The following is a 24,148-nucleotide window of genomic DNA, read 5'->3' as shown; positions in this document are numbered from 1 at the left end:
TCGATCAGTCCGCAGTGAGCACGACCTTGACACTCTGTGAACGGTCGGCGGCAAGACGGAACGCGTCTGGGGCGGAGGAAAGCGTGCGCTCCGCCGTCACGAGCTTGAGGACGTCCACCTCCCCCGACACGATGAGATCGACCGCCCGGCCGAACTCCGTACCGAAGCGGAAGGTGCCTTTGAGGTCGATCTCCTTGGCCATCACTGCATTGGCAGGCAGCGGAATCTGGCCGCCGGGAAGATTGCCGACCTGGACCACCGTGCCGCCACGCCGGACGCTTGCGATTGCTGCGGCAAGGCCGGCCGTGGTGCCCGAAATCTCGAACGCCACATCAAGCGAACCGCCGGCAGCAAGCGCCTGGAGTTCGGCGTCGCCGCCGGAAAGGTCGATCGTCCTGTCGGCGCCCAAACTGCGGGCGAAGGCGAGCGGAGCGGCGGCGATATCGGCGACCGTAAGCTCAGCGCAGCCGGCAAGCCTGGCCGCAAGCATGGCCAAGAGACCGATGGGGCCGGCACCAAACAGGATGACGTTGCGGCCCCTGATGTCGCCCGCCCGCGCGATGGCGTGCAGGCTGACCGCCAGCGGCTCGGCAAGTGCGGCCGCCTGGTAGGCCACATCAAATGGAACCTTGAAACATTGCGCGGGCGTGGCGTCGAACAGACTGGCGAAGCCGCCCTGCATATGTGGCGTCTTCGATGCCGAACCCATGAAGTAGATGTTTTCGCAGAGATTGGCGCGCTCTTCCAGGCATCGCGCGCAATGCCCGCACCAGCGTGACGGATTGACCGCGACATGGTCGCCGACGCCCAGGCCGGGCGCGGCGCCGTTGATCTCGACGATTTCGCCCGAGATCTCGTGGCCGAGGACAAGCGGCGAAGTGACGACGAAGTCGCCGGTACGGGCATGGCGGAAATAATGCAGGTCGGAGCCGCAGATGCCCCCTGCCCCAAAGCGCACCCGCACCATACCTGGTGCTAGCGGTTCGAGCGGACGCTCCACGACGCGCAGGTCCTGCGGGCCGAACAGCGTCGCGGCAATCACCTGGCCACTCACCGGATCAAGCCCATCTCGGTCGGCAGCCAAAGCGTGATGGCGGGTATGAAGGTGATCAGAAGCAGCGCCACGATAAGCGGCACCAGCCACGGCAGGATCGCCATGGTGGTGCGCTCGACCGAGAGCTTGGCGACGCGCGACAGCACAAAGAGCACCATGCCGAGCGGCGGGTGCAAAAGCCCGATCATCAGATTGAGCGTCATGATCAGCCCGAAATGCACAGGGTTGATGCCGTAGACGGCAGCGACCGGCAGCAGGATCGGCACCAGAATCGTGATCGCGGCGATCGTATCGAGGAAGCAGCCGACCACCAGCATCAGGATGTTGACCAGGATCAGGAAGACCCACTTGTTTTCGGTGAGCGCGAAGATGAAGTTCGAAAACAGCTGTGCTGCCTGGCTGACGGTGAGCAGCCAGGCGAAGATCGATGCTGCGGTAACGATGAAGAGCACCGAGGCGGTCGTTTCGATCGTGTCGAAGCTGGCCTTGGCAAGCAAACGCAGCGTCATCGTGCGGTAGCGCACCAGCCCGAGGAAAAGCGACCAGATCACAGCCGCCATCGCCGCTTCGGTCGGCGTGAACCAGCCCATCGTCATGCCACCGATCAGGATGACCGGCGTCATCAGGGCCATGACCGCAGAGAAATCGAAATACCAGTCCGCCACGATCAGCACCAGCAGCGCTATGCCGACCGCGATATTGATCGACAGGCCAAGTTGCACCAGCACATAGCAGCCAATCGGAAAGGCAGCCACCACCAGCACCTCGCCCGCCGCTTCGGCCAGCCGCCGAAGCTCGAAGGATGTGTCGGAGCCCCAGCCGCGTCTGTAGGCGAAGATGGCGACCGTGATCATCATCAGCACGGTCATGACCACGCCGGGCAGGATGCCGGCCATGAACAGCGCGCCAATAGAGACATTGGCCATCATGCCGTAGATGACGAAGGGCAGCGAAGGCGGGAAGATCGGTCCGAGCGTGGCTGAAGCGGCGGTAACCCCGACCGCGGCGTCGATAGGATAGCCGTGATCCTTCATCGCCTTGATCTCGATTGTGCCGATGCCGGCGGCGTCGGCGAGCGCGGTGCCCGACATGCCGGAAAAGATCACCGATCCGATGATGTTGACCTGTGCCAGGCCGCCTTTCATCCAGCCGACCAGGGCAAGGGCGAAGGAATAGATGCGCCCGGTGACCCCGGCGATGTTCATGAGGTTGCCGGCCAGGATGAAGAACGGAACGGCGAGCAGCGGAAAGCTCTCCACCCCGGCGATCATGCGCTGGGCCGCGATGATATCGGGCGCGACGCCGTAGATGACGAGGTAAAGGATCGACGCGGCCGCCATCGAAACGGCGACCGGCACGCCGATGAGCATCAGGACAAGAAAGCCCCCGACCAGAAGCAGCATCGCTCAGACCCCCGCCGTCTCGAACGCACCGGGACGCTCGAGTACCGAATAGCCGCGCCGGTAATTGCCGATGAAGACCTGGATCGAGCGCAGAAGCATCAGCACGAACCCGGCCAGTACGGCGTAGAAGAACCAGCGGCGCGGCAGGTTGACGGTGACCATGCGCTCATGCGCCACGATCGTGACGTAGCGCCACATCAGCCACGATCCGTAGGCGAAGAATGCGATGCGGATAACATCGACGGCGAGCGCCAGCCAGCGGCCGACGCGCTCCGGCAGATAGTGGTAAAGCACGTCGACATGGATATGACGCGAAAGGCGCACGCACATGGCGGCGCCCAGAAAAACGACGACCACGAGCGCGTTGATGGCGATCTCCTCGGTCCAGGCAAGGCTGTTGTTCAGCGCATAGCGGGTGAAGAACTGCAGGAAGACACAGACGACCATGCCCCAGAAAACGGCAAGCGTAATCCAGTCCTCGATGCCGTGGTCCGACAGGTCGACGTGCACCGGCACCTCCTCGAAGGCGTGCGCGATCTCTTCGACGGTGATCTCGGTGTGGTGTTCCTCGGCCATCGGCGCGGGCTCCCGAAGCTGGTGGGTCGTCAAGGATTGAAAAGGCCGTCCGGCGCAATTTGGAGCCGGACGGAAGGGCAGGTTAAAGCAGCAAATCCGATTGCCGCTCTGTCTTCTTGATTAAGCACCCGATTTCCGGATGGCCTACTTGATGGCGCGGATCGCTTCCCAATCGGACTTGTTGTAGCCGAACTCCTCGAAGGTGACCTTCTCCAGGACATTCTTCTCGAAATCGGCGCGGTCGACATCTGTTACGGTGATGCCGCGGTCCTTAAATACCTGCACCAGTTCCTTTTCGCGGGCGACGATCTTTGCCGTGGCGCGGGCGGCAGCCTCCTGCATCACCTCGGTGAAGATCTTCTTGTCCTCGTCGGAAAGCGAGGCCCAGCGCGACGCCGATATGATGGTGTTGAGATGATCGACGATATGGCCAGTGAGCACGATGTTCTTCTGCACCTCGTAGAATTTCTTCGCCTCGATGGTGGTCAGCGGGTTCTCCTGGGCCTCCACGGTGCCGTTCTGCAGGGCCAGATAGACCTCGGCGAAGGCAATCGGCGCCGTGTTGGCGCCGCAGGCACGCGGCATGGCCAGATAGGCCGGCACGTCGGGAACGCGCATCTTCAGGCCCTGCATGTCGGAGCACTTGGCGATCGGCCGGTTCGAGGTGGTCTGCCGCGTCCCGTAATAGGTGGTGGCTGCGATATGATTGCCGGTCTTGTCCTCATAGCCCTTGGTCAAGGCCTTGTAGACGTCGCTTTTGGTGTATTTCAGCAAATGGTCGGCATCGCGGAAAGTGTATGGGAAATAGGTGACGCCGATCGGTGGATATTCGCGCGCCGCGAAGCTCGATCCGGAAATGATGATGTCCACGGTGCCGAGCATCAGGCCCTGGTTGATGTCTGCTTCCTTGCCAAGCTGCGAGGCCGGATAGACGTCGATGGCATAGCGGCCCTGGGTGCGCTTCTTGATCTCGTCGGCAGCCCACACGGATTCGGTGTGGAAGGGCTCCGTCGTCTCGTAGACATGTGCCCATTTCAGGACTGTTTCAGCCGAGGCCGACGCCATGGGTATGGCAATCGCGGCGATCGCACCGAGCAGAACTGCATATTTTCTCAACATCTAATTCCTCCCTGGTTGAACTTGACGGCCGGATCTCCCCCCGGCCAACTGCTATTCCGCAACCTCCTTGGCTGCGGCTCTCTCATCGAAATTGCGTGAGAATCTGATTTGCGACTGGCGCAGATGCTGCTGCATGGCGGCCTTGGCCCGCTCGGGGTCGCGCGCGGCAATTGCATCGCGCACGGCACGATGTTCCTTTGCCGCGACCTGCCAGGAATCGCTGGTCTCGAAATAGATCGACAGGCGTTCGAAGTACGGGTTCATGCGCTGGTCGAAAAGCTCGCCGATGAAGCGCACCAGCACCGCGTTCTCGAGAATGCCGGCGACTGCAGTATGGAATTCCCGGTCGAGCGCAATGGTCATCTTGTTGGGGTGACGCATGGCCTCCATCCGGCGCAGCACGTCGTCGAGCCGTTCGACATCTGCAGGCCGGACATGGAGAGCCGCTTCCGCGGCGATCGCGCCTTCGACGAATTCGCGCGCGCGCAACAGCTCGAACGGGCCTTCCTCCATTTCGGGTTCGGAGGCGGCGGCGCTCGGCGGATCGGTGACGTAGATACCCGAGCCGACGCGGATGCGTATGCGGCCTTCGACCTCCAGGGCTATCAGCGCTTCACGGACCGTCGGGCGGGAAATTCCGAGCTGGTCGGCCAGATCTCGCTCGGTCGGCAGACGGTCGCCGACGGAAAACTCGCCGGCATCGATCAGCTGCCTGAGCTGATCGGCGACCTGTCGGTAAAGCCGGCGTGGTTCAACGGCCTGGATCGGCATCGGCGTTTGCTTCCTCCCGGGCCACCCCCTGGTACATTGGTCTGACCCATTGACCACAGCCTATACAGACGAGAAAGGGAGTCAAGCTGGATAACAAGGCAGATGAGGCGGCCTGCCCACCTATGTCTCAGATCACTCACCGGGGCGGGCGCAGCGGAAGGTGGTGCATTGCGAAGTGCTGCAAGCGTCAGCGCCGTCCTCCGCGAATGACCAGGACGTTTCCTGCGGCGACGAGGACGAGCCCGATGATTGCGTAAGCGGTCCAGGCATAGCCTTCCAGCGCCGTGGAGATCAAAAGCGCAAAGACGGGAAATATGACGGTCGCATAGCCGGCGCGGGCGCCGCCAATGCGTCCGAGCAGTGTCAGGTAGGCGGCGAAAGCCATGACGGTCGATATGACGGCGAGGAAGACCAGCGAGCCGATATAAGAGGCGGTCGTCGCGAACACGAACGGCTCACCAAGCAGGAAGGCCATGAACGCCGACCACAGAGTGCCATAAAGCATGCCCCAGGCGCTCGTTGAAACGAGCGGCAGGCCGCGGCGCTGGTTTGCGACGGAGACGAGATTACCGGCGCAGAAGCTCAGGGTGCCGCAGAGGCACAGAAGAAGGCCCATCAACGTGCCGCCGGAAAGCCCGTTCGCGGCGATTTCGGGAAAGAACATCAGCGCTATTCCGGCGAAGCCGATGATGCCGCCGGCGAGAATGCGCGGTGCCGGGCGCTCGCCGATGACCAAGGCACCGAGCAGCATGTTGATGACCGAGGCGAGCGAGAAGACGACCGAGAGCAAGCCGCTGACGAGATAGCCGGCGCCATAATAGAAAAACAGGAAGTTCGACGAGAAGATGAGGATGCCGAGCACAGCAAAGCGCAAATGATCGCTGATCGGAAAGCGGAGCTGCCGGCCGGAGAACCCCGCCCAGGCAAACATCAGCAGCGTGGCGATGGCGAAGCGCCAGACCAGATTGACCTCGTTCGACACGCCGCTGCCGACCTGAAGTTCGATCGCGAACCACGATGCGCTCCAGGCAATGACCGTCAGCGCGTAAAGCCCGTAGTCGACGGCTTCGAAGGGGCGGTCGCGCGTCGTCATGCCCATTTCCGCGTTAGCCGGTTCCGCGGCGCCGTTTCGTTCTCTTGTTACGGACATGCTGGCCAAGACTCTTCCGCTGATAAGGCGCTTACAGACCGACTGTCCGCCTTCGCCGCTTTTGAACCCAAAAGACGAGACCGAGCAATAGCAAGGCTGGGACCGCGAACCAATAACGCGATGGCCGGTCCGCAGGGACGAGCACCTGGTTGATTTCGTCGCCGGGCTGCAGGCCGAATTTGGCCGCCTGGCTGCCAAGTCGCACGACGCCGACCGTCACGCTGTCGCCAAGGGCACTGACGTCGAGGCCCGCAGCCTTCAGGCGTTCGGCCGATGAATTCCCGGGCCCGAGCTGTAGCCGAACCAGCTTCGATATCTCATCGCCGTTGAGGTTCAGTGTCGTCAGGCGCAAGCGAACCGCGCCTCCCTCGGCCGTCTCGTCGACGATACGGCTGAGTTCGGAGGCGGGCACTGCCCGATAGGGCTCGCTCACCTGATCGAGCAACAATCCCGGCCTGAACAAGATGAAACAGGCCAGAAGCAACGCAATCGTCTCGTACCACCGATTGCGCACGAGCAACCAATTCTGCGTCGCGGCTACAAACGAGACCATGGCCAGCGCCGATGTCACCACCATCGCGACGAAATCGAACGGACCTTCGAGATCGATCATCAGCAGGCCGGTGTTAAAGATGAAGATGAACGGCAGCAGGCCGGTACGGATCTCGTACTTGAAGCCCTGAATCCCGGTCTTCACCGGATCGGCGCCGGAAATCGCGGCAGCGGCATAGGCCGCCAGCCCCACTGGCGGCGTCACGTCCGCCATCAGCCCGAAGTAGAAAACGAACATGTGGACGGCGACCAGCGGCACGGCAAGATCGTTCTGCGCCGCCAAATCGACGATGACCGGCGCCATCAAGGTGGCGACAACGACATAGCTTGCAGTGGTCGGCATGCCCATCCCGAGAATAATGCAGATCACTGCGGTGAACAAAAGCATGACGATGAAGCTGCCGCCCGAGATGAATTCGACCAGTTCGGTCATCACCAGCCCGATGCCGGTGAGCAGAACCGTGCCGACGATGATGCCGGCCGTCGCAGTGGCAATGCCGACCGTCGTCATGTTGCGTGCGGCAGCGGACAGGCCACCGACCAGATCGTCGAAACCGTGAAGCCAATGCCGTGCCAGCGCGCGGTCCTTGCGGAAAAAGGCGGTGAGCGGCCGTTGCGTCACGATCAGCGCCATCAGGGCGACAGCGCCCCAGAATGCCGAAAGACCGGGCGACAGCTCCTCCACCATCAGGCACCAGATCAGCAAGATCACCGGCAGCAGAAAATGCAATCCGGTGCGCGCCGTTTCGCCGAAGTGCGGAATCCTGACGATCTCGCCCTCCAGATCCTCCAGCGGCAGGTCGGGATAGCGCGCCCGGTAGGCGACAAGGCCGATATAAACGGCGATCAGCGCAGCAGTGATCATCCAGGTCGCGGCCGCGCCGAAAACGATCTTCGTCCAGCCAATGCCGTAATAGACAAGCCCTGCGAGGACGATGAAGCCGCATATGCCCATCAGCCCGCGCAGCGCACCCTGAAATGCGGAGTGCGTGCTGCGTGACGGCAAGCCCTTCATCCCCGTCTTCATTGCCTCGATATCGACGATGTAGAACAACGAACCGTAGGTCAGCAGCGCCGGATAGAAGGCGTGCTTGACCACCTCGGCATAGGAGATGCCGACATATTCCGCGATCAGGAACGCGGCGGCGCCCATCACCGGAGGCATCAGCTGACCATTGACGCCGGCCGCGCATTCGATGGCGCCCGCCTTCACCGCAGAATATCCGACCCGGCGCATCAGCGGAATGGTGAAGGTTCCGGTGGTCACGACATTGGCGATCGACGAGCCGGAAATCATGCCGGTCAGGCCGGAAGCCACGACACCGGCCTTGGCCGGACCGCCGCGGTATTTGCCGAGCAGCGAGAAGGCAAGCTGGATGAAAAAGCCGCCGGCGCCGGCGCGCTCCAGCAATGTTCCGAACAGAACGAACATGAAGACGACGTTGGTGGACACACCGAGGGCAACACCGAAGACCCCCTCCGACGTCAGCCACATCTGCGAGGCTGCGCGCGATAACGTCGCGCCCTTGTGGCCGAGCAGGCCAGGTAGGTGAGGCCCGGCGAAGATATAGATCAGCATGATCGCCGCGATGACGGTGATGGCAGGCCCGACGGCGCGACGGGCGGCCTCGAGCAGGATGAGGACGCCGGCGATCGAGACGACCAGGTCAGCCGTAGTAGGAGGGCCCGGCCGATGGGCGATATCGCTGTAAAAGACCAACAGATAGAGGGCGGACGCCGCCCCGGCGATGCCTAGCACCCAGTCGGGCAGCGGCACCCGGCTGCGCGACGAGGCCTTGAAGGCCGGAAACGTCAGCATCGCCAGAAACAGGGCGAAGGCCAGATGGATGGAGCGGGCGATGCCGTCGCTGACGACACCAAAATTGAGCATGAACGGAAGGGGCGAGGCATACCAGAGCTGGAACAGCGACCATGCCAGCGATACGCCGAGGATCAGCTTCGCGGTGCGGCCGGTCGGCTTGCGCCCACCGGTGTCGGCTTCGGCGACGATCTCGCTAAGCTTGTCAATGTCGATAACGGGTTGGTCAGGCCCTGCCGCCCGCTGGCTTTGATCTGTCATCGTTCCCCACAATTATTTGCGATGCGAGGCGCCTGTGGCGCCTCGCATTGAAGGCCTCAGAGCCAGCCCTTCTCCTTGTAATAGCGCTCTGCGCCCGGATGCATTGGCGCCGACAGACCGGTCTTGATCATCTCCTTGGGATCGAGATTGGCGAAAGCCGGATGCAGTTTCTTGAAGTCGTCGAAATTTTCGAAGACCGACTTCACCAGTTCGTAGACCACCTCATCGGGCGTGCTGGCATTCGTTACCACTGTCGCGCGGACGCCGAATGTCGTCACGTCGTCCGGATTGTTGGCGTACATGCCGCCCTTGATGGTGGCGACTGAATAGTACGGATGAGCTGCCAACAGCGCGTCCACTGCCGGACCGGTCAGCGGGATGAGTTTGGCGCCACAGGCCGTGGTCGGATCCTGGATCGCGGCGGAAGGATGACCGACGCCGTAGAAGAAACCGTCGATCTTGTTGTCGCACAGCGCGCTGCCCTGCTCGTCCGCCTTCAGCTCCGCGGCAAGCGAGAAATCGCCGAGCGTCCAGTCCATCTGCTTGAGCAACTCCTCCATGGACGAGCGGGTGCCTGACCCGGGATTGCCGACGTTGAAGCGTTTGCCTTTGAAATCCTCGAATTTGGTGACGCCGGCGTCCGGCCGCGCTAGCACGGTAAACGGCTCGGGATGGACGGAAAACACGGCCCGCAGATCCTTGAACGGCTTGCCGTCGAAATTTCCGGTCCCCTCATAGGCCTGGTACTGGACGTCCGATTGGGTCAAGCCGAAATCGAGGTCGCCGGTCTGGATGGAGTTGACGTTGAAGACCGAACCGCCGGTCGACTCCGTCGAGCATCGGATGCCGGTTTTCTGCCGGTCCTTGTTCATCAGTCGGCAAATGGCGCCGCCGACGGCGTAGTAGACGCCGGTGACCCCGCCGGTGCCGACCGTGACGAAGCGCTGCTCGGCTCCGACGGATGGCAGCGCCAGCAGCATGCAGGCCGCCGCGCCGATCAGGGTTTTTATTGAACTGTACATGGTTGCTACCTCTCTGGTGGGTGTCCCGGCCCGTCGCCGATGACGCGTTGGAACTGGTTGAGGCGGTCCGCGTCGTGCGGGTCAGGCCGCTGAAGCGATCGCAGCGTCGATCGCCTCACCGAGCCGTTCGACGATCCGATCGATATCCTGTTTGGAAATGATGAATGGCGGCGCCACAAGCACATGAACGCCCCGCACACCATCAAGCGTCCCGGCCATCGGATAAATCATCAGGCCGCGGGCCATTGCTTCGCGCTTGATGCGGGCGTTGAGTTCAAGCCTCTGGTCGAATGGTTCCTTGCTGGCGCGATCAATCACCAGCTCGATTCCCCTAAATAGACCCCGCCCGCGAATGTCGCCCACGTGATGGTGGTTATCGAAGCGTTGGTGCAGGCGTTCGTCCAGCTGCGCGCCCATTGCGGTGACGTTGTCGAGCAGACCGTCACGCCGGATGACCTCCTGCACGGCAAGGCCGGCCGCCGCTGCCATTGGATGGCCCATATAGGTATGCCCATGCTGGAAGAAGCCCGAGCCTTGGGCAAAGGCATCGAAGATATGCCGGCCGAGCAGCACCGCGCCAATCGGCTGGTAGCCACCGCCGAGTCCCTTGGCGATGGTCAGCAGGTCGGGAGCGATGCCGTCCTGCTCGCACGCATGCAGCGCGCCGGTACGGCCCATGCCGCACATCACCTCGTCGAGAATGAGCAGCACGCCGTAGCGGTCGCAAATCGCGCGAATGTGCTTGAAGTAATCCGCGACCGGCGGCACCGCGCCGAGCGTGGCACCCACCACCGGCTCGGCGACAAAGGCGATGACCTCGTCCGGGCCGAGTTCGAGGATCTTGTCTTCGAGCTGCTGGGCGGCGCGCGCCGCATAGGCTTCGTCGCTTTCGCCATGCTTTTGATAGCGATAGGCGTAACAGGGGTCGATATGGTGGGTCTCGATCAGCAACGGCCTGAACTGGGCGCGCCGCCATTCGTTGCCGCCAGTGGCGAGAGCGCCGAGCGTATTGCCGTGATAGCTCTGCCGGCGTGCGATGAGATGGCGCCGTTGCGGCTCGCCTTTCTCGACAAAATATTGCCTGGCCATCTTGAGCGCGGCCTCGACCGCCTCCGAGCCGCCGCTGACTAGATAGACGTGGTCCAAGCCTTTCGGCGCGTCCTCGACCAGCCGATCCGCCAAGCGCTCCGCCACCTCGGTGGTGAAGAAGCTGGTGTGGGCGTAGGCGATGCGGTCAAGCTGGGTGTGCAGTGCAGCGATCACGTCGGGATGGCCGTGGCCGAGACAGGACACCGCCGCGCCGCCCGACGCGTCGATATAGGACTTGCCCTCGGCATCGAACAGTTCGATGCCTTGGCCGCGAATGGCGACCGGCAGCGTCGCGTGGATGGTTCGATGAAGAATGTGTGTCATCGACGGTCCCTCATGGGCATTTTCTTCGGCGGACGTTGGTTCAGATGGGTCTTGAGAGCGGCGCCCTGCTCATCGAAACGTCGCAGCGACTCAACAGCGCCCTCGCCTGCCTGCCCTGCGACAAGAGCACCGAGGATCTCAGCAACGATGAAAGCTGGCGTCATGGTGTGGAAAAAGGACGGGCTGCCGGTCGGCACGACGACTAGGTGATCGGCAAGCAGCGCCAAGGGCGCTACCCCGCTGTCGGTGATCGCAATGACCGGTACGCCGCGGCCGGCAGCGTACTCGACAAGCTCGATGGTGAAGCGCGTGTAGGGCAGGACGCTGGCGGCGATCAGCACGTCGTCCTTGGTCGCATGGGCCAGAGCGTCGCCATCGGTTCCGCCGATGCCGTGCAGCAGCACCGACTTCTCGCCGATCAGCGACAGGATGTAATGCAGATGCCAGGCGACTGCGTGGCTCGAGCGCAGGCCGAGGCAATAGACGCGCCTTGCCGCACTCAGCGCCCTGGCCGTCTCGACCAGACGGTCGATCGACCTGCCTTCGGCGAGATGGGAAAGCTGGCTGGAAATCGAATCCAGAATATCGGCCGCCAGCGCGTGGTCGCCCTTGAGCTTCTGGCTGGCCACCTGAAGGCCCGCCTTGCCGGCGAAACCGATTTCGCCGTCCCGGATCGCGGCGGCGTAGATATCGCGTACCGCCTCGTAGCCATCAAGGCCGAGATGCTGGGCCAGCCGCGTCATCGTCGCCGGCTGCACTCCTGCGTGCCGGGCCTGCTCGCGCATAGACAACAGCGCGACATCATACGGCTTATCAAGGACATAGCGCGCAGCGGACCGAAGCTGCGCCGACATGCCGTCGAAGGCAGTGACGATCTGTCCAGCAAGCTCTCCCTGGTCCATGGATATTGCTAGCTCGCCAGACCAGCGATTGCAACGTCTGTTTCAGTGTGATCAAAGGTTGATTCATATGAATCTTGTCACTCACAGAACGTCCCCATGAAGCCGGCCCATGGTCTCGACCGCATCGCCATAGCCGTCGCCCCGAACGGGGGACGTCGCAGCAAGGCCGACCATCCGGCGATTCCGCTGACACCAGCCGAACTTGCGAGGACGGCCGCGGAATGCGCCGATGCCGGTGCGGCTATGATCCACGTCCATGTCCGCGACAGAAGCGGCAATCATCTGCTCGACGCCGACGCCTACCGCCAGACGATCGCCGCCATCCGCGGTGCTGCCGGCGACCGCTTGATAATTCAGATCACCTCCGAAGCGCTCGGTATCTATTCGCCGGCCCAACAGATGGCCGTCGTACAAGATGTGAAGCCGCAAGCTGTCTCGCTGGCGCTTCGCGAAATCGTTCCTGATGCCGGATCGGAACTCGCCTTTGTGCGCTTCATGGCCTGGCTGCACACCGAGGGGGTTGCGCCGCAGATCATCCTCTATTCGCCCGAGGAGGCCGTCAGGCTTTCGGACATGCAGCAGCGCGGACTGATCCCCTGGGCAAGCATACCGGTTCTCTACGTGCTGGGCCGCTACACGCCGGGACAGACGTCCGTTCCTGCCGATCTCTTGCCATTCCTTGCGGCGAACATGCCGCGCTTCGACCATTGGAGCGTCTGCGCCTTCGGCCGCAACGAAGCGGCGTGCGTGACCGCCGCGGCGCTGCTCAGCGGTCACGTCCGGGTCGGGTTCGAAAACAATCTTTTCCTTCCGGACGGCAGCATAGCCTCGTCCAACGCCGAACTGGTAGCGACCGTCGCACGCATACTCGCCGACTGCGGCGTCAAGATCGCCTCGGCCGCCGAGTTGGCGGCTCAATGGAACGCGCCGTTTCGTTCCATATGACTCCGTTCGTCGTCGTGGCAAACCGAAGCGTGTTTTCGGCGGGCAGGCTCGCGCAAGGCATAGAGAGGCGGCTGCAATGTCATCGCCACGGAAGAACGACGTGTCCCCGCCCGCGGCGCGGCGATTGCAACAACAGTGTCGGTCGTTGTAACCATTCCGGCCGCTTGATTTTGGAGGAGACGCAGCATGGACCAATTCACCGGCGGGTGCCTGTGTGGCAACGTCCGAATTATCGCGTCGGGGCGCCCATACCGGGTCGGCCTTTGTCACTGTCTTGACTGCCGCAAGCATCATGGCGCCCTTTTTCACGCTTCGGCGATATTTCCTCAGGATGCGGTGACGATCGACGGCGAAACACGCGACTTCGCCGGGCGGTTTTTCTGTCCCCGCTGCGGCTCCTCCATTTTCGCACGCACCGCCGACGAAATCGAAGTAAGCCTGGGGTCCCTTGATGCGCCTGACCAACTGATGCCAACCTACGAAAGCTGGATCATCCGACGCGAGTCCTGGTTGCCGCCGTTTCCGCTCACCAGACGATACGAGCGCGATCGTGACGCCACGGGTCGCTTTGAGGAATAGGTCGCACGAACGGTGCCGAGGAGGCAACGACATCAGAACACGGATTTTCAGGGACCGCCTGCTCACGCCGCTAAAATGTGAACTTGCATGTTTACGAGGTGCGCTGCCTTCATCCACATTGCCCAAGGCATTCGTGAGCGCCTAAGGCGACCCGTGACAGCCAAGGCGCCGTTACCTTTTAGACGAGGACCGCAGGGGATGGGATTCATCGTCGCCGCGATCTTGAAGTAGGCCTTGTACAGAGCGCCGCGTTCAATGCTGGCCGTTTGGGAGGTCACGCCGGAAGACCGGCCTTGCGGAAGCCATCAATGAACTGCTCAAGCAGCGCAGCGTCATGGAATGGCTCTGACGTGGTCCAGTGGCCCGCCGCCTCGAAACGATGATCACAGGCTAGTGGTCGCGGCGACAATCAACCCGCCCAAGACGGCAACATTGATGGTGAAGCTACGAAGCGCTTCGCGTTCATCACCGCTGTAGCGCCAGAAGTTGAGCGCCATGAAAGACGCCGCAATGGTGAATACGGCCAAGGCCGCGGCGGGAAACGGTCCACCAAGGCCCGTTGCTAGGCAAAAGCCGCCTGCAATCTCCAGCACCGATCCGGCCGCGAGAAGAGGCCTGGGAGCAGGAAAGCCCCGCTCGGCCAGGGACGCTGCAACCGCCCGGAACCTGAGGACATGCTCGGCGCCCGCCCAGATAAAGCCGCCGCCGAGCAAAACCAATCCGAGGTGGTGGAAGAACGCGATCATTCCTTGCTGCCGTCCTCGGTGTAAACCGCAAGCTCGTAACCATCCGGGTCAGCGAAATGGAAGCGCCGGCCACCGGGGAAGCCATAGATCGGTCTGACGATCTTGCCTCCCGCCTGCTCGACACGTTTGACCGTTCCCGGCAAATCATCGGCATAGAGAATGACGAGCGGGCCTCCTCCCGACCTCGCTGGGCCAGCGGCGAAGCCACCTGACAAGCGCCCGTCGTTGAACTCGCAATATTGCGGGCCGTAGTCGGTGAAGGTCCAGCCGAATGCCTTTCCGTAGAAGTCGCGTGACCGCTGAATGTCTTTCACGTTGAATTCGACGTAGTCGATCCGTTGGTCGTTGTTGTTGCTCATGACGCAAACCTCTCGTGTGATGTACGACGCCGAAAGATAAGCACGCATCTCGCTTGCCGGATTGAACAAAACGGCCATCGACGTATGCGCCGCACACGGCGCTACCGATGGCGATGCGCGTGGCATCACCCCTCACCTGCCCTCTTCATTCCGGCCGGAAGAAAACCACCGATTCTTGCAACCGTTCTCGATTGGCAGACGTTGTCGGTTGTGCAGATTGTTGCCTCGAGCGACGGCCGGGCGCAGCCGCTGCGCCGTAGGGTCACCGCCGCTAGTCCGAAGAGGAGCGAGATGAGCGATCCCGTCCCAGCACAGGCAACGGGTTCATTTCAGCAACGTCCAGCGTCGGCGCGGCTTCACGGGAGCTTTGCTTTGGTGTGGGTGCATCGAATGGACCCGGCGGGCTCACCGCCGATCGTGATCATGCCCGACGCGACGATCGATTTGCAATGGATCGGAGGCAGCTGCCGAATTGCCGGCCCTGACAAGGAGCCGCAGACCGAGGTTCTAGCGGCGGACGAGGTCGTGATCGGCTTGCGCTTCCATCCTGCCACGGCGGCGGCATGGCTCGGCGTGCCGCAAATCGAACTGGTCGGCAAGAGGCTGTCGCTCGACGATTTGTGGGGCGCGCGCGCTCGCCGCCTCGGCAGCCGCGTGCGCGCCAGCGACAATCTCAAGGATCTGGCCTGCTCGCTCCAACAGGTCGTCGCCGAGGAGGCGGCCTCCCGCGCGCCAGACGTTCCCATGCAGGCGGCATATCGCTTGATCGAGCGCGGGCCGCCACCCGACGCGCCGCTCGTCCCTTGGTTGATGCGCGCACTCGAGATGAGCGAAAGGACGTTGCGCCGGCGCTTCGACGAGAGCTTCGGCTATGGCCCCAAGACGCTTGACCGTATCCTCCGCTACCAGCGCTTTCTGCGGCTTTGGAGCCAATCGAACAGCGCTACGGCCATCCTGGCAGCCGAGGCGGGCTATTCCGACCAGGCGCATCTTGTCCGCGAGAGCCGACGCCTGACAGGAAGCACCCCGCGACAAATTCATCGTCTGCTGCAGAACGGGTGAAACCTCTCGGCGCGTTCTTCGACATGGCGGCACGCTTTTGGCCGTTTTGTTCAAGTCTTCACTATCGCCCGACTTTATCTCTCCGACAACCAGAGGAGACTGCCATGAAACCGCGCATTTCGGTTTTGACCATCGCTGTCGCCGACCTCGAGAGTTCTATCGCGTTCTACCGCGACGGTCTCGGCTTGCCGACGGAAGGGATCATCGGCCGCGAGTTCGAGCATGGCGCCGTCGCGTTCTTCACGCTGTCCGGCGGGTTGAAGCTCGCGATCTGGGCGCAGGACGACCTCGCCTACGACACCGGCCTGCCCAAGGCGCCGATCAGCTCGACCTCGTTCACAGTCGGACACAACGTTGTGCGCCGCGAAGAAGTCGATCAAGTGATGGATGAGGCCGCTCGCGCCAGAGCCGAGATCATCAAGCCTGCCCGGGACACATTCTTTGGCGGGTATGCCGGATACTTCCGCGATCCGAACGGACACCTGTGGGAGGTCGTCTGGAACCCCGCCAACATACCGAATGAGGACGCTCTCTGAGGGCAGGTACGGGCCTGCAGGATCGGGCCGTTCTGGTCATTCCCGGTGCTGGCAAATTCTGTCGGGATCGGGGCGGGCGGCCTGCTTTCCCTGGCAAACGAAGCCAGTTCGACGGCAGTCCACCAGCACAATCTTACGGGGGGCTGATTATGTAGCTCTATCCAGATTCGCCTCGCCTGCGTGACGCATCATGCGGCGGAAGCTCATTGAGATATGCGCCCGCCTTATGTGCCCGATGGACTCCCAGTCGCCGATCTCGGCGGCGGCAAGGACCTCTTCCATTTCGCGGCGGAACGCGGTGAATTCCTCGACAAGGCCCAATTGCGGCATCAGCTTCAGGACGACGCGCGCGACCTGAAAATACAGGCGCTCACTGATCTCGCGCAGCGGCTGGTTGCCGGTCATGGCTGTGAGTTCGTAGAAAAAATCCATGTTGAGGCGCAGGAAAGCGCGCTGGTCGGGATTGAGTATGTCGGAATCGCAGCGCGCGATGAGCGCCCGTATCCGGTCGAGGTCGTCCGCCGTGCGCGGGATCGGCGAAAGCTTGCCGACGAGGAGCGCCAGCTCCAGGCGAAGATGATAGACCTGCTGCAATTCCTCGATGTCGACGTCGGTGACGATCGTGCCGACGCCGTGGACGGATTGAACCAGACCCTCGGATTCGAGGCGCGCCAGCACACGCCGGACCGGCGTGCGGCTGATCTCGAATTCCTGGGCAAGTTCTTCCTCGGACAGGTGGCTTCCCGGCGCATAATCGAGCAGGCAGATGCGGTCGCGCAATATCCGGTAGATGCGCTCGAACCGCTCCCGCGCGGAGAGCGGGCGCGGCGGCGCGGCGGTCACCGTCGTGGGCGGCTTGGCCTCTGTCTCGATCGTCACCCAGCCTCCAGGACAGCGTGCAGGAATTGCCGTGTCCGCTCGTTCTTGGGAGCACCAAACAGTTCGCTTGGCGGTCCCTGCTCGCAGATCTTGCCTTGATAGAAGAAACAAACGCGGTCGGAAAACTCCTTGGCGAAGCCCATCTGGTGGGTGACCATAAGCATGGTTAGATCATGCTCGCGTCCGATCTGCCTTATCACCTGCAGCACTTCGCCGACAAGCTCCGGGTCGAGCGCCGACGTCACCTCGTCGAACAGCATGATCTTGGGCCGCATGGCCAGCGCCCTGGCGATGGCGACGCGCTGCTGCTGGCCGCCGGAAAGCTGTGACGGATAGTGGTCCTTCTTCTGGGCCAGACCGACCAGCTCCAGCAGCTCGGCCGCCCTTGCCTCGGCGTCCGCCCGCTTCATTCCGAGCACCGTTATCGGCGCCTCGATGCAGTTCTGCATCGCCGTCATATGCGGAAACAGGTTGAACGACTGGAACACCATGCCGATCTTGGCGCGGATCTTGCGGATGTGGGCGAGATCGGCGGGAACAAGCTTGCCGTTCCTCTCCATATGAGTCAGCGGCTCGCCTTCGACCCAGATGACGCCGTCATTGATCGTCTCCAGCGTCATCAGCATGCGCAGCACCGTCGTCTTGCCCGAACCCGACGGACCGATGACCGAGACTTTTTCGCCGCGCGCTATTTCGAGATTGAGCCCGTCGAGAACGGTTAACGTGCCGTAGCGTTTCGATACATTGTCGAAGCGGACCATCGGTTGTTCAGTCATCGGGTGGTCCTCCGGTTGAGCAGCCCTTCGAGGGAGCGGATGAGCGCCGCCGAAACCAGGCTCATGGCAAGGAAAAACAGGCCGACCAGCGTGATCGGCTCGGTGTAGCGGAACGTTTCGGAGCCGATGATCTTGGCGGTCTGCATCAGTTCCATCACGGCGATTGCGGAAAGCAACGGCGTTTCCTTGAACAAGGCCACCAGATAATTGCCGAGCGCCGGAACGATCGGCGGGATCGCCTGCGGAATGATGATGTCGCGGAACGTCGTCCAGGACGAGAGATTGAGCGCGATCGAAGCTTCCCACTGGCCGCGATGGATGTTGTCGAAACCGGCGCGATAGACCTCGGAGCAATAGGCGGCGTAGTGGATGCCGATGGCCAGCACCCCGGCGGTGAAAGCGTCGAGCACGACACCGAATTTCGGAAAGACGAAATAGAGAAAGAATATCTGGATGAGCAGCGGGGTCGAGCGGATCAGCTCGACCAGCACCGAAATCGTCCAGCTGGTCCACGGCACGGCGATGCGGACGACCGCCAGCACCAGACCGAGCGAGGCGGCAAGCGCAAAGCCGATCAGCGTCGCTTCAATGGAAATGACGGCGGCGCGGGCAAGCACCGGCAGGATTTCCAGGGCAAATCCCCAATCCCAGATCATGCCGCCTTCCCCCGCGCCAGTCCGAGCGACGCCCGCCTTTCGAGAAGCCGCATGCCGATGGTCACAACCAGCGACATTGCCAGGTACATCAGAAGGACGAGGGTGAAGATCGGAATGGTCTTGAACGTGTTCTGGTTCATTTGCTGCGCCTTGAAGGCGAGATCCGAAAGCGTGATCAGCGAGACCAGCGCCGTCGATTTCAGAAGCTCGATGAACAGATTGCCCCAGGGCGGGATCATCGCGACAAAGGCCTGCGGCAGAATGATCCGGCGCAACATCTGCGGGCGGCTCATGTTCAATGCCGTACACGCTTCCCACTGCCCGCGGGCGACGGACAGGATCGCGCCGCGCACGCACTCCGATCCGTAGGCGCCGACATTCAGGCCGAGCGCGAGCACCGCCACAACGAATGCGTTGATCGTGACGCCGAATTGCGGGAGCACGAAAAACAGCCAGAACAATTGCACCAGTGCCGACGTTCCGCGGAAGATCTCGACGTAAACCGTGGCCAGCCATCTGAGCGGCGTCGGGCCATACATCCTTGCAAGTGCTGCAAGCACGCCCATGATAATTGCGAGCAGGCTGCCGAGGACGGCGATCTCGACCGTCAGGACCGCGCCTTGCAGCAGCCCCGGCATAAACACTTGATATGATTCCTGTGTTGCCAAGGCACCGATCACGACAAGCGCGATGACCAGCATGGCAACGAGCGTACGGATACCCATGCGATTCCCCCAAGGAAAAAGGGCGGCGCTTTCGCGCCGCCAGCAGTTGGGAACCTATTTGCCCGCGCAGAGCTCTGCGGTGGTCTTGTTGGGGAGATAGTCCTTGCCGAAGCCGAGTGGCTCGACCAGCGCGATATGCTCCGGCGAACCGAGGAACTTCTTCAGTTCGGCGTTGAACGCCTCCTGCAGGTCGGTGTCTTCCTTGCGGAAGCCGAAGCCGCCATGGCCTTTCACCGACTTGCCGGCAACCTCGCCGAAGGGCTTGGTCGATTCGACACCGTCGGCTTTCTTGGCCATGTCGGCGATCGAAAGAGCAGTCAGCGCGGCAGCGTCGGCGCGGCCCGACTGGACGGCGGCGACCAGGCTGGACTGGTCAGGCAAGGAGACGATCTGCCCATCGGCAACGCCCGCTTCCTTGGCGAAGCCGCCTTCAACGGCGCCGGCCATCACGGCGAGCTTGAGATCCGGATTGTCCTTGATGCTGGAAAAATCCTTGATGCCTTTCGGATTGCCTTTTGCCACCAGCATAGCCTCGCCGATGCCGTAGGACGGCTCGGAGTAGTTGATCTCGGCGCAGCGCTTCGGAGTGATGAACATGCCGGCGGCGATGATGTCGAAGCGGCCGGCCTTGAGACCCGGAATGAGCGAGCCGAATTCGGTCAAAACACCGTCGACCTGCGGTATGCCCATCTTGGCGAGCACCGCCTTGGCGACTTCAGGGGCCTCGCCGGTCAGCTTGCCGTCTGGCGTGGCGTAACCGAACGGCGCCTCGTTGGCGAAACCGACGCGGATGTAGCCGTCCTTCTTGGCCCGTTCGAGGGTGGTTTCCGCGTGAGCGGACAACGACGTCAATGACGTCGCGGCGAGCGCGATGCAGGCAGCCGCCTTCACGACCATACGGCGCGATATCGATGATTTGAGCATGCTTTTCTCCCATTGGACAACTGTGGATGGTTCCCAGGGCGCGGCCTTCTTCGAGGTCGACGCCTGCTTGATCAGACGTATACAACTGCCCTAGACATTTCGCAAGCAGAGATATAGAAACCATGAAAATTCGGCGATAATTCGCAGTTAGCCAGCAAATTGACGTCGAGTTGTGCACAATTTGGCCTAGTTGCCACTTACAAAAGGCAAACGGCGTACCTGGAAGGCAGGATTTCGGTGGCGACCGCGAACGGCTTCGGGACATTCAGGCAAGCGGAGTATGGGCAGCGCCTCGCCGGCGTGAAGACACGCATGCAAAAAGCCGGCTTCGATCTCATCGTTTGTCAGGATCCCGCCAACATGTGCTGGCTGACCGGCTATGATGGATGGTCGTTCTACGTTCCGCAGTGCGTGCTCGTCCATCTGGAGGAAGACCGGCCGATCTGGTTCGGCAGGGCACAGGATGCCAAGAGCGCACGCCTGACCACCGGCCTGCCGGAGAAAAACATCGTGCCGTTCTCGGAACGGCTGGTGCAGCAGCCCCTCGAACACCCTTATGACGAACTCGCCCAACTGATCCGGTCGCGTGGTTGGGGAAAGGCCCGCATCGGCGTCGAGATGGACGCGCATTATTATACGGCGCGCTGCCACGCCCATCTGGTCCAAGGGCTGCCCGACGCGCACTTCGCCAACAACCACGATCTCGTCAACTGGGCGCGGCTGGTCAAATCCGAGGCCGAGCTGGTGCTGATCCGCGAGGCGGGTGCGATCTGCACGCATGCCATGAACCGCGCCATCGAGAAAATGCGGCCCGGTGTGCCTCAGAACCATGTCATTGCGGAAATCTATCACGCACAGATCATAGGCGTGCCCGGAGCGGGCGGCGACTATGCCGCGATCTGTCCGCTGATGCCCGTTGGCGAGGGCACCAGCACGCCGCATCTGACGTGGTCCGACGCGCCGCTGCCGGACAGCGGCCTCGCCATTCTGGAGATCGCCGGCGTGCGGCGCCGCTACCATGCGGCCCTGACCCGGACGGTGCATTTTGGCCAGCCGCCGCAAGCCATCCTCGACATGGCCAAGGCGATCGTCGAGGGCGTCGACGCTGGCCTCGAGAAGGCGCGCCCCGGCTACACCGCCGAGGAGGTGGAAGCCGCCTGGCAGGCAGTGTTGAGGAAGAACGGGCTGAAGAAGGAAAGCCGCGTCGGCTATCCGGTCGGGCTCGCCTATCCGCCCGATTGGGGTGAACGCACCGCAAGCCTTCGTGCCGGCGACACCACCGAGATGCAGCCTGGGATGTGCTTCCATTTCATGGCCGGCGTCTGGCTCGACGATTTCGGCATCGCCATCTCGGAATCGTTCGTCGTCACGGAACGCGGCGGCGAACGCCTCTGCGACGTGGCGCCCGAACTCGTCGTCATCGACTGACATGGCGGCCGGGAAACCGGCTGCCGAAAAGACCATGCCCGCCAGCAAGCCGGCAACAAGCACGAGGACGCCCGATGGACCGCAATCCGTTTTCCGAAGCCGAAATCGCCGGCCGCCTTGCCAAGGTCCGTACTGCACTGGTTGAGCGCGAGCTCGACGGGGCGGTCTTTGCCTCGCCGGAGAACGTCTTCTATCTCACCGGGCTCGATCACTGGGGGTATTTTGCCCCTCACCTGCTGATCGTCCCGCTCCAGGGAAAACCTGTCCTGGTCACCCGCTCGATGGAAATGGTGACGATCGAGAAGCAGGTAAAGGCAGCGGAATTCCGTGGTCACTCCGACAGCGAAACGGCGGCCGACCTTGCCGCGCGGGTGCTTGCGGAGCTCGGCCTGTCCGGCAAGCGGATCGGTCTCGAATACTGGACGGCCGGCCTTAGCCATGGACTTGCCGTGGCACTCCAGATGCAAGCCGATGCCAAGTGGAGCGATGTCTCCGGTCTGATCGACAAGATGCGGCGGGTGAAGAGCGCCGACGAACAAGTGCTGATGCGGCGGGCCGCAAAGGTGACGGACGCCGGTGCCGATGCCGCGATCGCCGCGATCTCGGATGGCGCTTCCGAACAGGAGGTCGCCGCCCAATGTGTTGCGGCAATGATCCGCGCCGGCGGTCATGCGCCGGGCTTCGGACCGTTCATCCGCCCGGCCGCGCGCCTGGGTGAAGAACACACGACCTGGGGCGACGGGATCTACCGCAAGGGCGAGCCGGTCTTTGTCGAATTGTCCGGGTGCATCTCACGCTACCACGCCCCGCTCGGCCGGCTCGTTCGCATCGGCCACATCAGCGACGAAGACGCCGCAATGGCGGAAGTGACCGCCAAGGCGTTCAACGCTGTCGTCGAGGCGTTGCGGCCGGGCGCCAAGGCGCGCGATGTCTACGCCGCCTGGCAGGCTGTCGCTGACGAGGCGGGTCTTTCCCACTATCGCCGCCATCACTGCGGTTATCTTGTCGGCGCCGGCCAGCCGCCATCATGGACCGGCGGCAATTCGGTGACCGGCTTGAGGCACGATTCCGACCTCGAGATCGAGACCGGGATGAGCTTCCACATCCTGTCGTGGCTGATGGGCACCGGTCGCGGCGATGACTTCGTTTCCAACACGGTGCTGTTGACCGATGCGGGCGCTGAAGTGCTCACCCGCACGCCGGCCGGCCCGATCGTTCGATAGGCCTGCACACATGGCGCGCTACTCGGCATTTTCGATCTTGCGCAACGCGCTGTCCGGCCAGAAGAATTGGCAGCGCGCCTGGCGGGCAGCGGAGCCAAAATCGTCCTATGACGTGATCGTTATTGGCGGCGGCGGACACGGCCTCGCCACCGCCTTCTACCTCGCCGAGAACCACGGCATCCGTAACGTCGCCGTGCTCGAAAAGGGTTATGTCGGCGGCGGCAATGTCGGCCGCAACACCACCGTCATCCGCTCCAACTACCTGCTCGACGGCAACACCCAGTTCTACGAATTCTCGATGAAGCTCTGGGAGGGCATGTCGCGGGCGCTGAACTTCAATGTCATGTTCTCGCAGCGCGGCCAGCTCGTCACGGCGCATTCGGCCGATCAGCTCGACGGCTTCAGCCACCGCGCCAATGTCATGCGGCTGAACGGCATTGATGCCGATATCCTCGACCGCGACGAGGTGCGCCGTCTCGTGCCCTATCTCGACTTTTCCGACACCGCCCGCTTCCCGATCCATGGCGCCATCTTCCAGGGCCGGGCGGGCACGGCGCGCCACGACGCCGTCGCCTGGGGGTATGCGCGCGCTGCCGACGGCCATGGCGTCGACATCATCCAGAACTGCGAACTGACAGGCTTTGTCCGCGACGGCGACAGTATCGTCGGCGTCGAAACGACGAAAGGCCGGATCGGCGCCGGCAAGGTCGGCCTCGCGGTCGCTGGCCACACGTCCGTGCTCGGCGCCAAGGCCGGGCTTGAACTGCCGATCGAAAGCCATGTGCTGCAAGCTTTCGTCACCGAGCCGCTGAAGCCGTTGGTAGATCACGTCGTCGCTTACGGCGCCGACCATTTCTACGTCAGCCAGTCCGACAAGGGCGGACTGGTCTTCGGCGGCAATCTCGACGGCTACAATTCATACGCCCAGCGCGGCAATCTCGGCGTCGTGCGCGAGGTGGCGGAGGCGGCGATTGCATTGATGCCGTGCATTTCGCGCGTCCGGCTGCTGCGCCACTGGGGCGGCGTCATGGACATGACTCCCGATGCCAGCCCGATCATCTGCCCGACGCCGATCGACGGCCTCTATCTCAACGGCGGCTGGTGCTATGGCGGCTTCAAGGCGACGCCGGCGTCCGGCTGGTGCTTCGCCCACACGATCGCCACCGGCAAGCCGCATCCCTTGGTCGCGGCCTACGGGCTCGATCGTTTCCGCACCGGCCACACGCTCGATGAGGCCGGTGTCGGCCCTTCCGCCTGGCTGCAATAGG

24 protein-coding genes are annotated in these 24,148 nt (G+C 62.7%); 7 read left to right on the top strand and 17 right to left on the bottom strand.

Annotated features, from left to right (window positions below; all coding sequences use genetic code 11):
* Window positions 1–4 precede the first annotated feature (4 nt).
* The 10 genes from NKJ91_RS12850 to NKJ91_RS12805 all read right to left on the bottom strand — a co-directional run bounded on the left by NKJ91_RS12850 (window position 5) and on the right by NKJ91_RS12805 (window position 12,042).
* The gene (locus NKJ91_RS12850; protein ID WP_352455845.1) at window positions 5–1,054 is read right to left on the bottom strand and encodes an L-idonate 5-dehydrogenase; all 1,050 of its coding nucleotides are present in this window, start codon (window positions 1,052–1,054) and stop codon (window positions 5–7) included.
* Window positions 1,051–2,457 carry a TRAP transporter large permease gene (locus NKJ91_RS12845; protein ID WP_352455844.1) on the bottom strand — a complete coding sequence of 469 codons (1,407 nt, stop codon included), beginning with the start codon at window positions 2,455–2,457 and terminating at the stop codon, window positions 1,051–1,053. The genes NKJ91_RS12850 and NKJ91_RS12845 overlap by 4 nt, the downstream gene beginning before the upstream one ends.
* Window positions 2,458–2,460: 3 nt before the next feature.
* Window positions 2,461–3,033 (bottom strand): TRAP transporter small permease, encoded by a 573-nt coding sequence (locus NKJ91_RS12840; RefSeq protein ID WP_352455843.1) that lies wholly within the window; start codon window positions 3,031–3,033, stop codon window positions 2,461–2,463.
* 144 nt (window positions 3,034–3,177) lie between these two features.
* Window positions 3,178–4,152: a sialic acid TRAP transporter substrate-binding protein SiaP gene (locus tag NKJ91_RS12835; RefSeq protein ID WP_023674274.1), complete on the bottom strand. Its 975-nt coding sequence runs from the start codon at window positions 4,150–4,152 to the stop codon at window positions 3,178–3,180.
* A 51-nt stretch (window positions 4,153–4,203) separates the two neighbouring features.
* Window positions 4,204–4,923, bottom strand: coding sequence for a FadR/GntR family transcriptional regulator (locus tag NKJ91_RS12830; RefSeq protein ID WP_352455842.1), 720 nt, complete (start codon window positions 4,921–4,923; stop codon window positions 4,204–4,206).
* Window positions 4,924–5,110: 187 nt separating this feature from the next.
* Window positions 5,111–6,016: a DMT family transporter gene (locus NKJ91_RS12825; protein WP_352455841.1), complete on the bottom strand. Its 906-nt coding sequence runs from the start codon at window positions 6,014–6,016 to the stop codon at window positions 5,111–5,113.
* Window positions 6,017–6,104: 88 nt separating this feature from the next.
* Window positions 6,105–8,705 carry a TRAP transporter permease gene (locus NKJ91_RS12820; RefSeq protein WP_352455840.1) on the bottom strand — a complete coding sequence of 867 codons (2,601 nt, stop codon included), beginning with the start codon at window positions 8,703–8,705 and terminating at the stop codon, window positions 6,105–6,107.
* A 56-nt stretch (window positions 8,706–8,761) separates the two neighbouring features.
* Window positions 8,762–9,727, bottom strand: coding sequence for a TAXI family TRAP transporter solute-binding subunit (locus tag NKJ91_RS12815; RefSeq protein ID WP_352455839.1), 966 nt, complete (start codon window positions 9,725–9,727; stop codon window positions 8,762–8,764).
* An 81-nt stretch (window positions 9,728–9,808) separates the two neighbouring features.
* Window positions 9,809–11,140: an aspartate aminotransferase family protein gene (locus NKJ91_RS12810; RefSeq protein WP_352455838.1), complete on the bottom strand. Its 1,332-nt coding sequence runs from the start codon at window positions 11,138–11,140 to the stop codon at window positions 9,809–9,811.
* Entirely contained in the window at window positions 11,137–12,042 is a 906-nt protein-coding gene (locus NKJ91_RS12805; protein ID WP_352455837.1) for a MurR/RpiR family transcriptional regulator, read from the bottom strand. The genes NKJ91_RS12810 and NKJ91_RS12805 overlap by 4 nt, the downstream gene beginning before the upstream one ends.
* A 96-nt stretch (window positions 12,043–12,138) precedes the next feature.
* On the opposite strand from NKJ91_RS12805, the gene NKJ91_RS12800 reads away from it, so the two are divergent.
* Together NKJ91_RS12800 and NKJ91_RS12795 are read left to right on the top strand one after the other, a co-directional pair.
* The gene (locus tag NKJ91_RS12800) at window positions 12,139–12,987 is read left to right on the top strand and encodes a beta-keto acid cleavage family enzyme (protein ID WP_352455836.1); all 849 of its coding nucleotides are present in this window, start codon (window positions 12,139–12,141) and stop codon (window positions 12,985–12,987) included.
* Between the two features lie 186 nt (window positions 12,988–13,173).
* Complete coding sequence (locus tag NKJ91_RS12795; protein WP_352455835.1) at window positions 13,174–13,566, top strand: GFA family protein; 393 nt, start codon at window positions 13,174–13,176, stop codon at window positions 13,564–13,566.
* Between the two features lie 383 nt (window positions 13,567–13,949).
* Here NKJ91_RS12795 and NKJ91_RS12790 read toward each other — a convergent pair whose 3' ends face one another.
* A complete protein-coding gene (locus NKJ91_RS12790) occupies window positions 13,950–14,312 on the bottom strand; it encodes a DoxX family protein (protein WP_352455834.1) in 363 nt (120 codons plus the stop codon).
* Entirely contained in the window at window positions 14,309–14,671 is a 363-nt protein-coding gene (locus tag NKJ91_RS12785) for a VOC family protein (protein ID WP_031211108.1), read from the bottom strand. Before NKJ91_RS12785 ends, NKJ91_RS12790 begins: the two co-directional genes overlap by 4 nt.
* A 291-nt stretch (window positions 14,672–14,962) precedes the next feature.
* Between NKJ91_RS12785 and NKJ91_RS12780 the strand changes: the two genes are divergently transcribed.
* Together NKJ91_RS12780 and NKJ91_RS12775 are read left to right on the top strand one after the other, a co-directional pair.
* Window positions 14,963–15,733 carry an AraC family transcriptional regulator gene (locus tag NKJ91_RS12780; RefSeq protein WP_352455833.1) on the top strand — a complete coding sequence of 257 codons (771 nt, stop codon included), beginning with the start codon at window positions 14,963–14,965 and terminating at the stop codon, window positions 15,731–15,733.
* Window positions 15,734–15,837: 104 nt separating this feature from the next.
* Window positions 15,838–16,269, top strand: a complete 432-nt coding sequence (locus tag NKJ91_RS12775) for a VOC family protein (protein WP_352455832.1) — start codon at window positions 15,838–15,840, stop codon at window positions 16,267–16,269.
* A 147-nt stretch (window positions 16,270–16,416) separates the two neighbouring features.
* Here the strand turns inward: NKJ91_RS12775 and NKJ91_RS12770 are convergent, their stop codons facing one another.
* Genes NKJ91_RS12770 through ehuB form a run of 5 tightly spaced genes read right to left on the bottom strand, consistent with a single transcriptional unit; the run spans window position 16,417 to window position 20,229 of the window.
* Window positions 16,417–17,148 carry a GntR family transcriptional regulator gene (locus NKJ91_RS12770; protein ID WP_023674261.1) on the bottom strand — a complete coding sequence of 244 codons (732 nt, stop codon included), beginning with the start codon at window positions 17,146–17,148 and terminating at the stop codon, window positions 16,417–16,419.
* On the bottom strand, window positions 17,145–17,924 hold the full coding sequence (gene ehuA, locus NKJ91_RS12765; RefSeq protein ID WP_023717024.1) for an ectoine/hydroxyectoine ABC transporter ATP-binding protein EhuA: 780 nt from the start codon (window positions 17,922–17,924) through the stop codon (window positions 17,145–17,147). The genes NKJ91_RS12770 and ehuA overlap by 4 nt, the downstream gene beginning before the upstream one ends.
* Complete coding sequence (gene ehuD / locus NKJ91_RS12760) at window positions 17,921–18,580, bottom strand: ectoine/hydroxyectoine ABC transporter permease subunit EhuD (protein ID WP_023674259.1); 660 nt, start codon at window positions 18,578–18,580, stop codon at window positions 17,921–17,923. The genes ehuA and ehuD overlap by 4 nt, the downstream gene beginning before the upstream one ends.
* Window positions 18,577–19,305: an ectoine/hydroxyectoine ABC transporter permease subunit EhuC gene (gene ehuC, locus NKJ91_RS12755; protein ID WP_352455831.1), complete on the bottom strand. Its 729-nt coding sequence runs from the start codon at window positions 19,303–19,305 to the stop codon at window positions 18,577–18,579. The genes ehuD and ehuC overlap by 4 nt, the downstream gene beginning before the upstream one ends.
* A 54-nt stretch (window positions 19,306–19,359) precedes the next feature.
* Entirely contained in the window at window positions 19,360–20,229 is an 870-nt protein-coding gene (ehuB, locus tag NKJ91_RS12750; RefSeq protein ID WP_352449795.1) for an ectoine/hydroxyectoine ABC transporter substrate-binding protein EhuB, read from the bottom strand.
* Between the two features lie 237 nt (window positions 20,230–20,466).
* Between ehuB and NKJ91_RS12745 the strand changes: the two genes are divergently transcribed.
* From NKJ91_RS12745 to NKJ91_RS12735, 3 genes are all read left to right on the top strand, one after another.
* Complete coding sequence (locus tag NKJ91_RS12745; protein ID WP_352455830.1) at window positions 20,467–21,657, top strand: M24 family metallopeptidase; 1,191 nt, start codon at window positions 20,467–20,469, stop codon at window positions 21,655–21,657.
* Between the two features lie 74 nt (window positions 21,658–21,731).
* Window positions 21,732–22,880 carry a M24 family metallopeptidase gene (locus NKJ91_RS12740; protein ID WP_352455829.1) on the top strand — a complete coding sequence of 383 codons (1,149 nt, stop codon included), beginning with the start codon at window positions 21,732–21,734 and terminating at the stop codon, window positions 22,878–22,880.
* Between the two features lie 10 nt (window positions 22,881–22,890).
* Window positions 22,891–24,147: a sarcosine oxidase subunit beta family protein gene (locus tag NKJ91_RS12735; protein ID WP_352455828.1), complete on the top strand. Its 1,257-nt coding sequence runs from the start codon at window positions 22,891–22,893 to the stop codon at window positions 24,145–24,147.
* Window position 24,148: the final 1 nt, after the last annotated feature.

The sequence above is a fragment of the Mesorhizobium sp. M0040 genome, from assembly GCF_040323505.1.
In the GTDB taxonomy this organism is placed as follows: Bacteria; Pseudomonadota; Alphaproteobacteria; order Rhizobiales; family Rhizobiaceae; genus Mesorhizobium.
The sequence above is the reverse complement of the archived record's forward strand: the minus strand, read 5'-3'. Positions and strand labels throughout refer to the sequence as shown.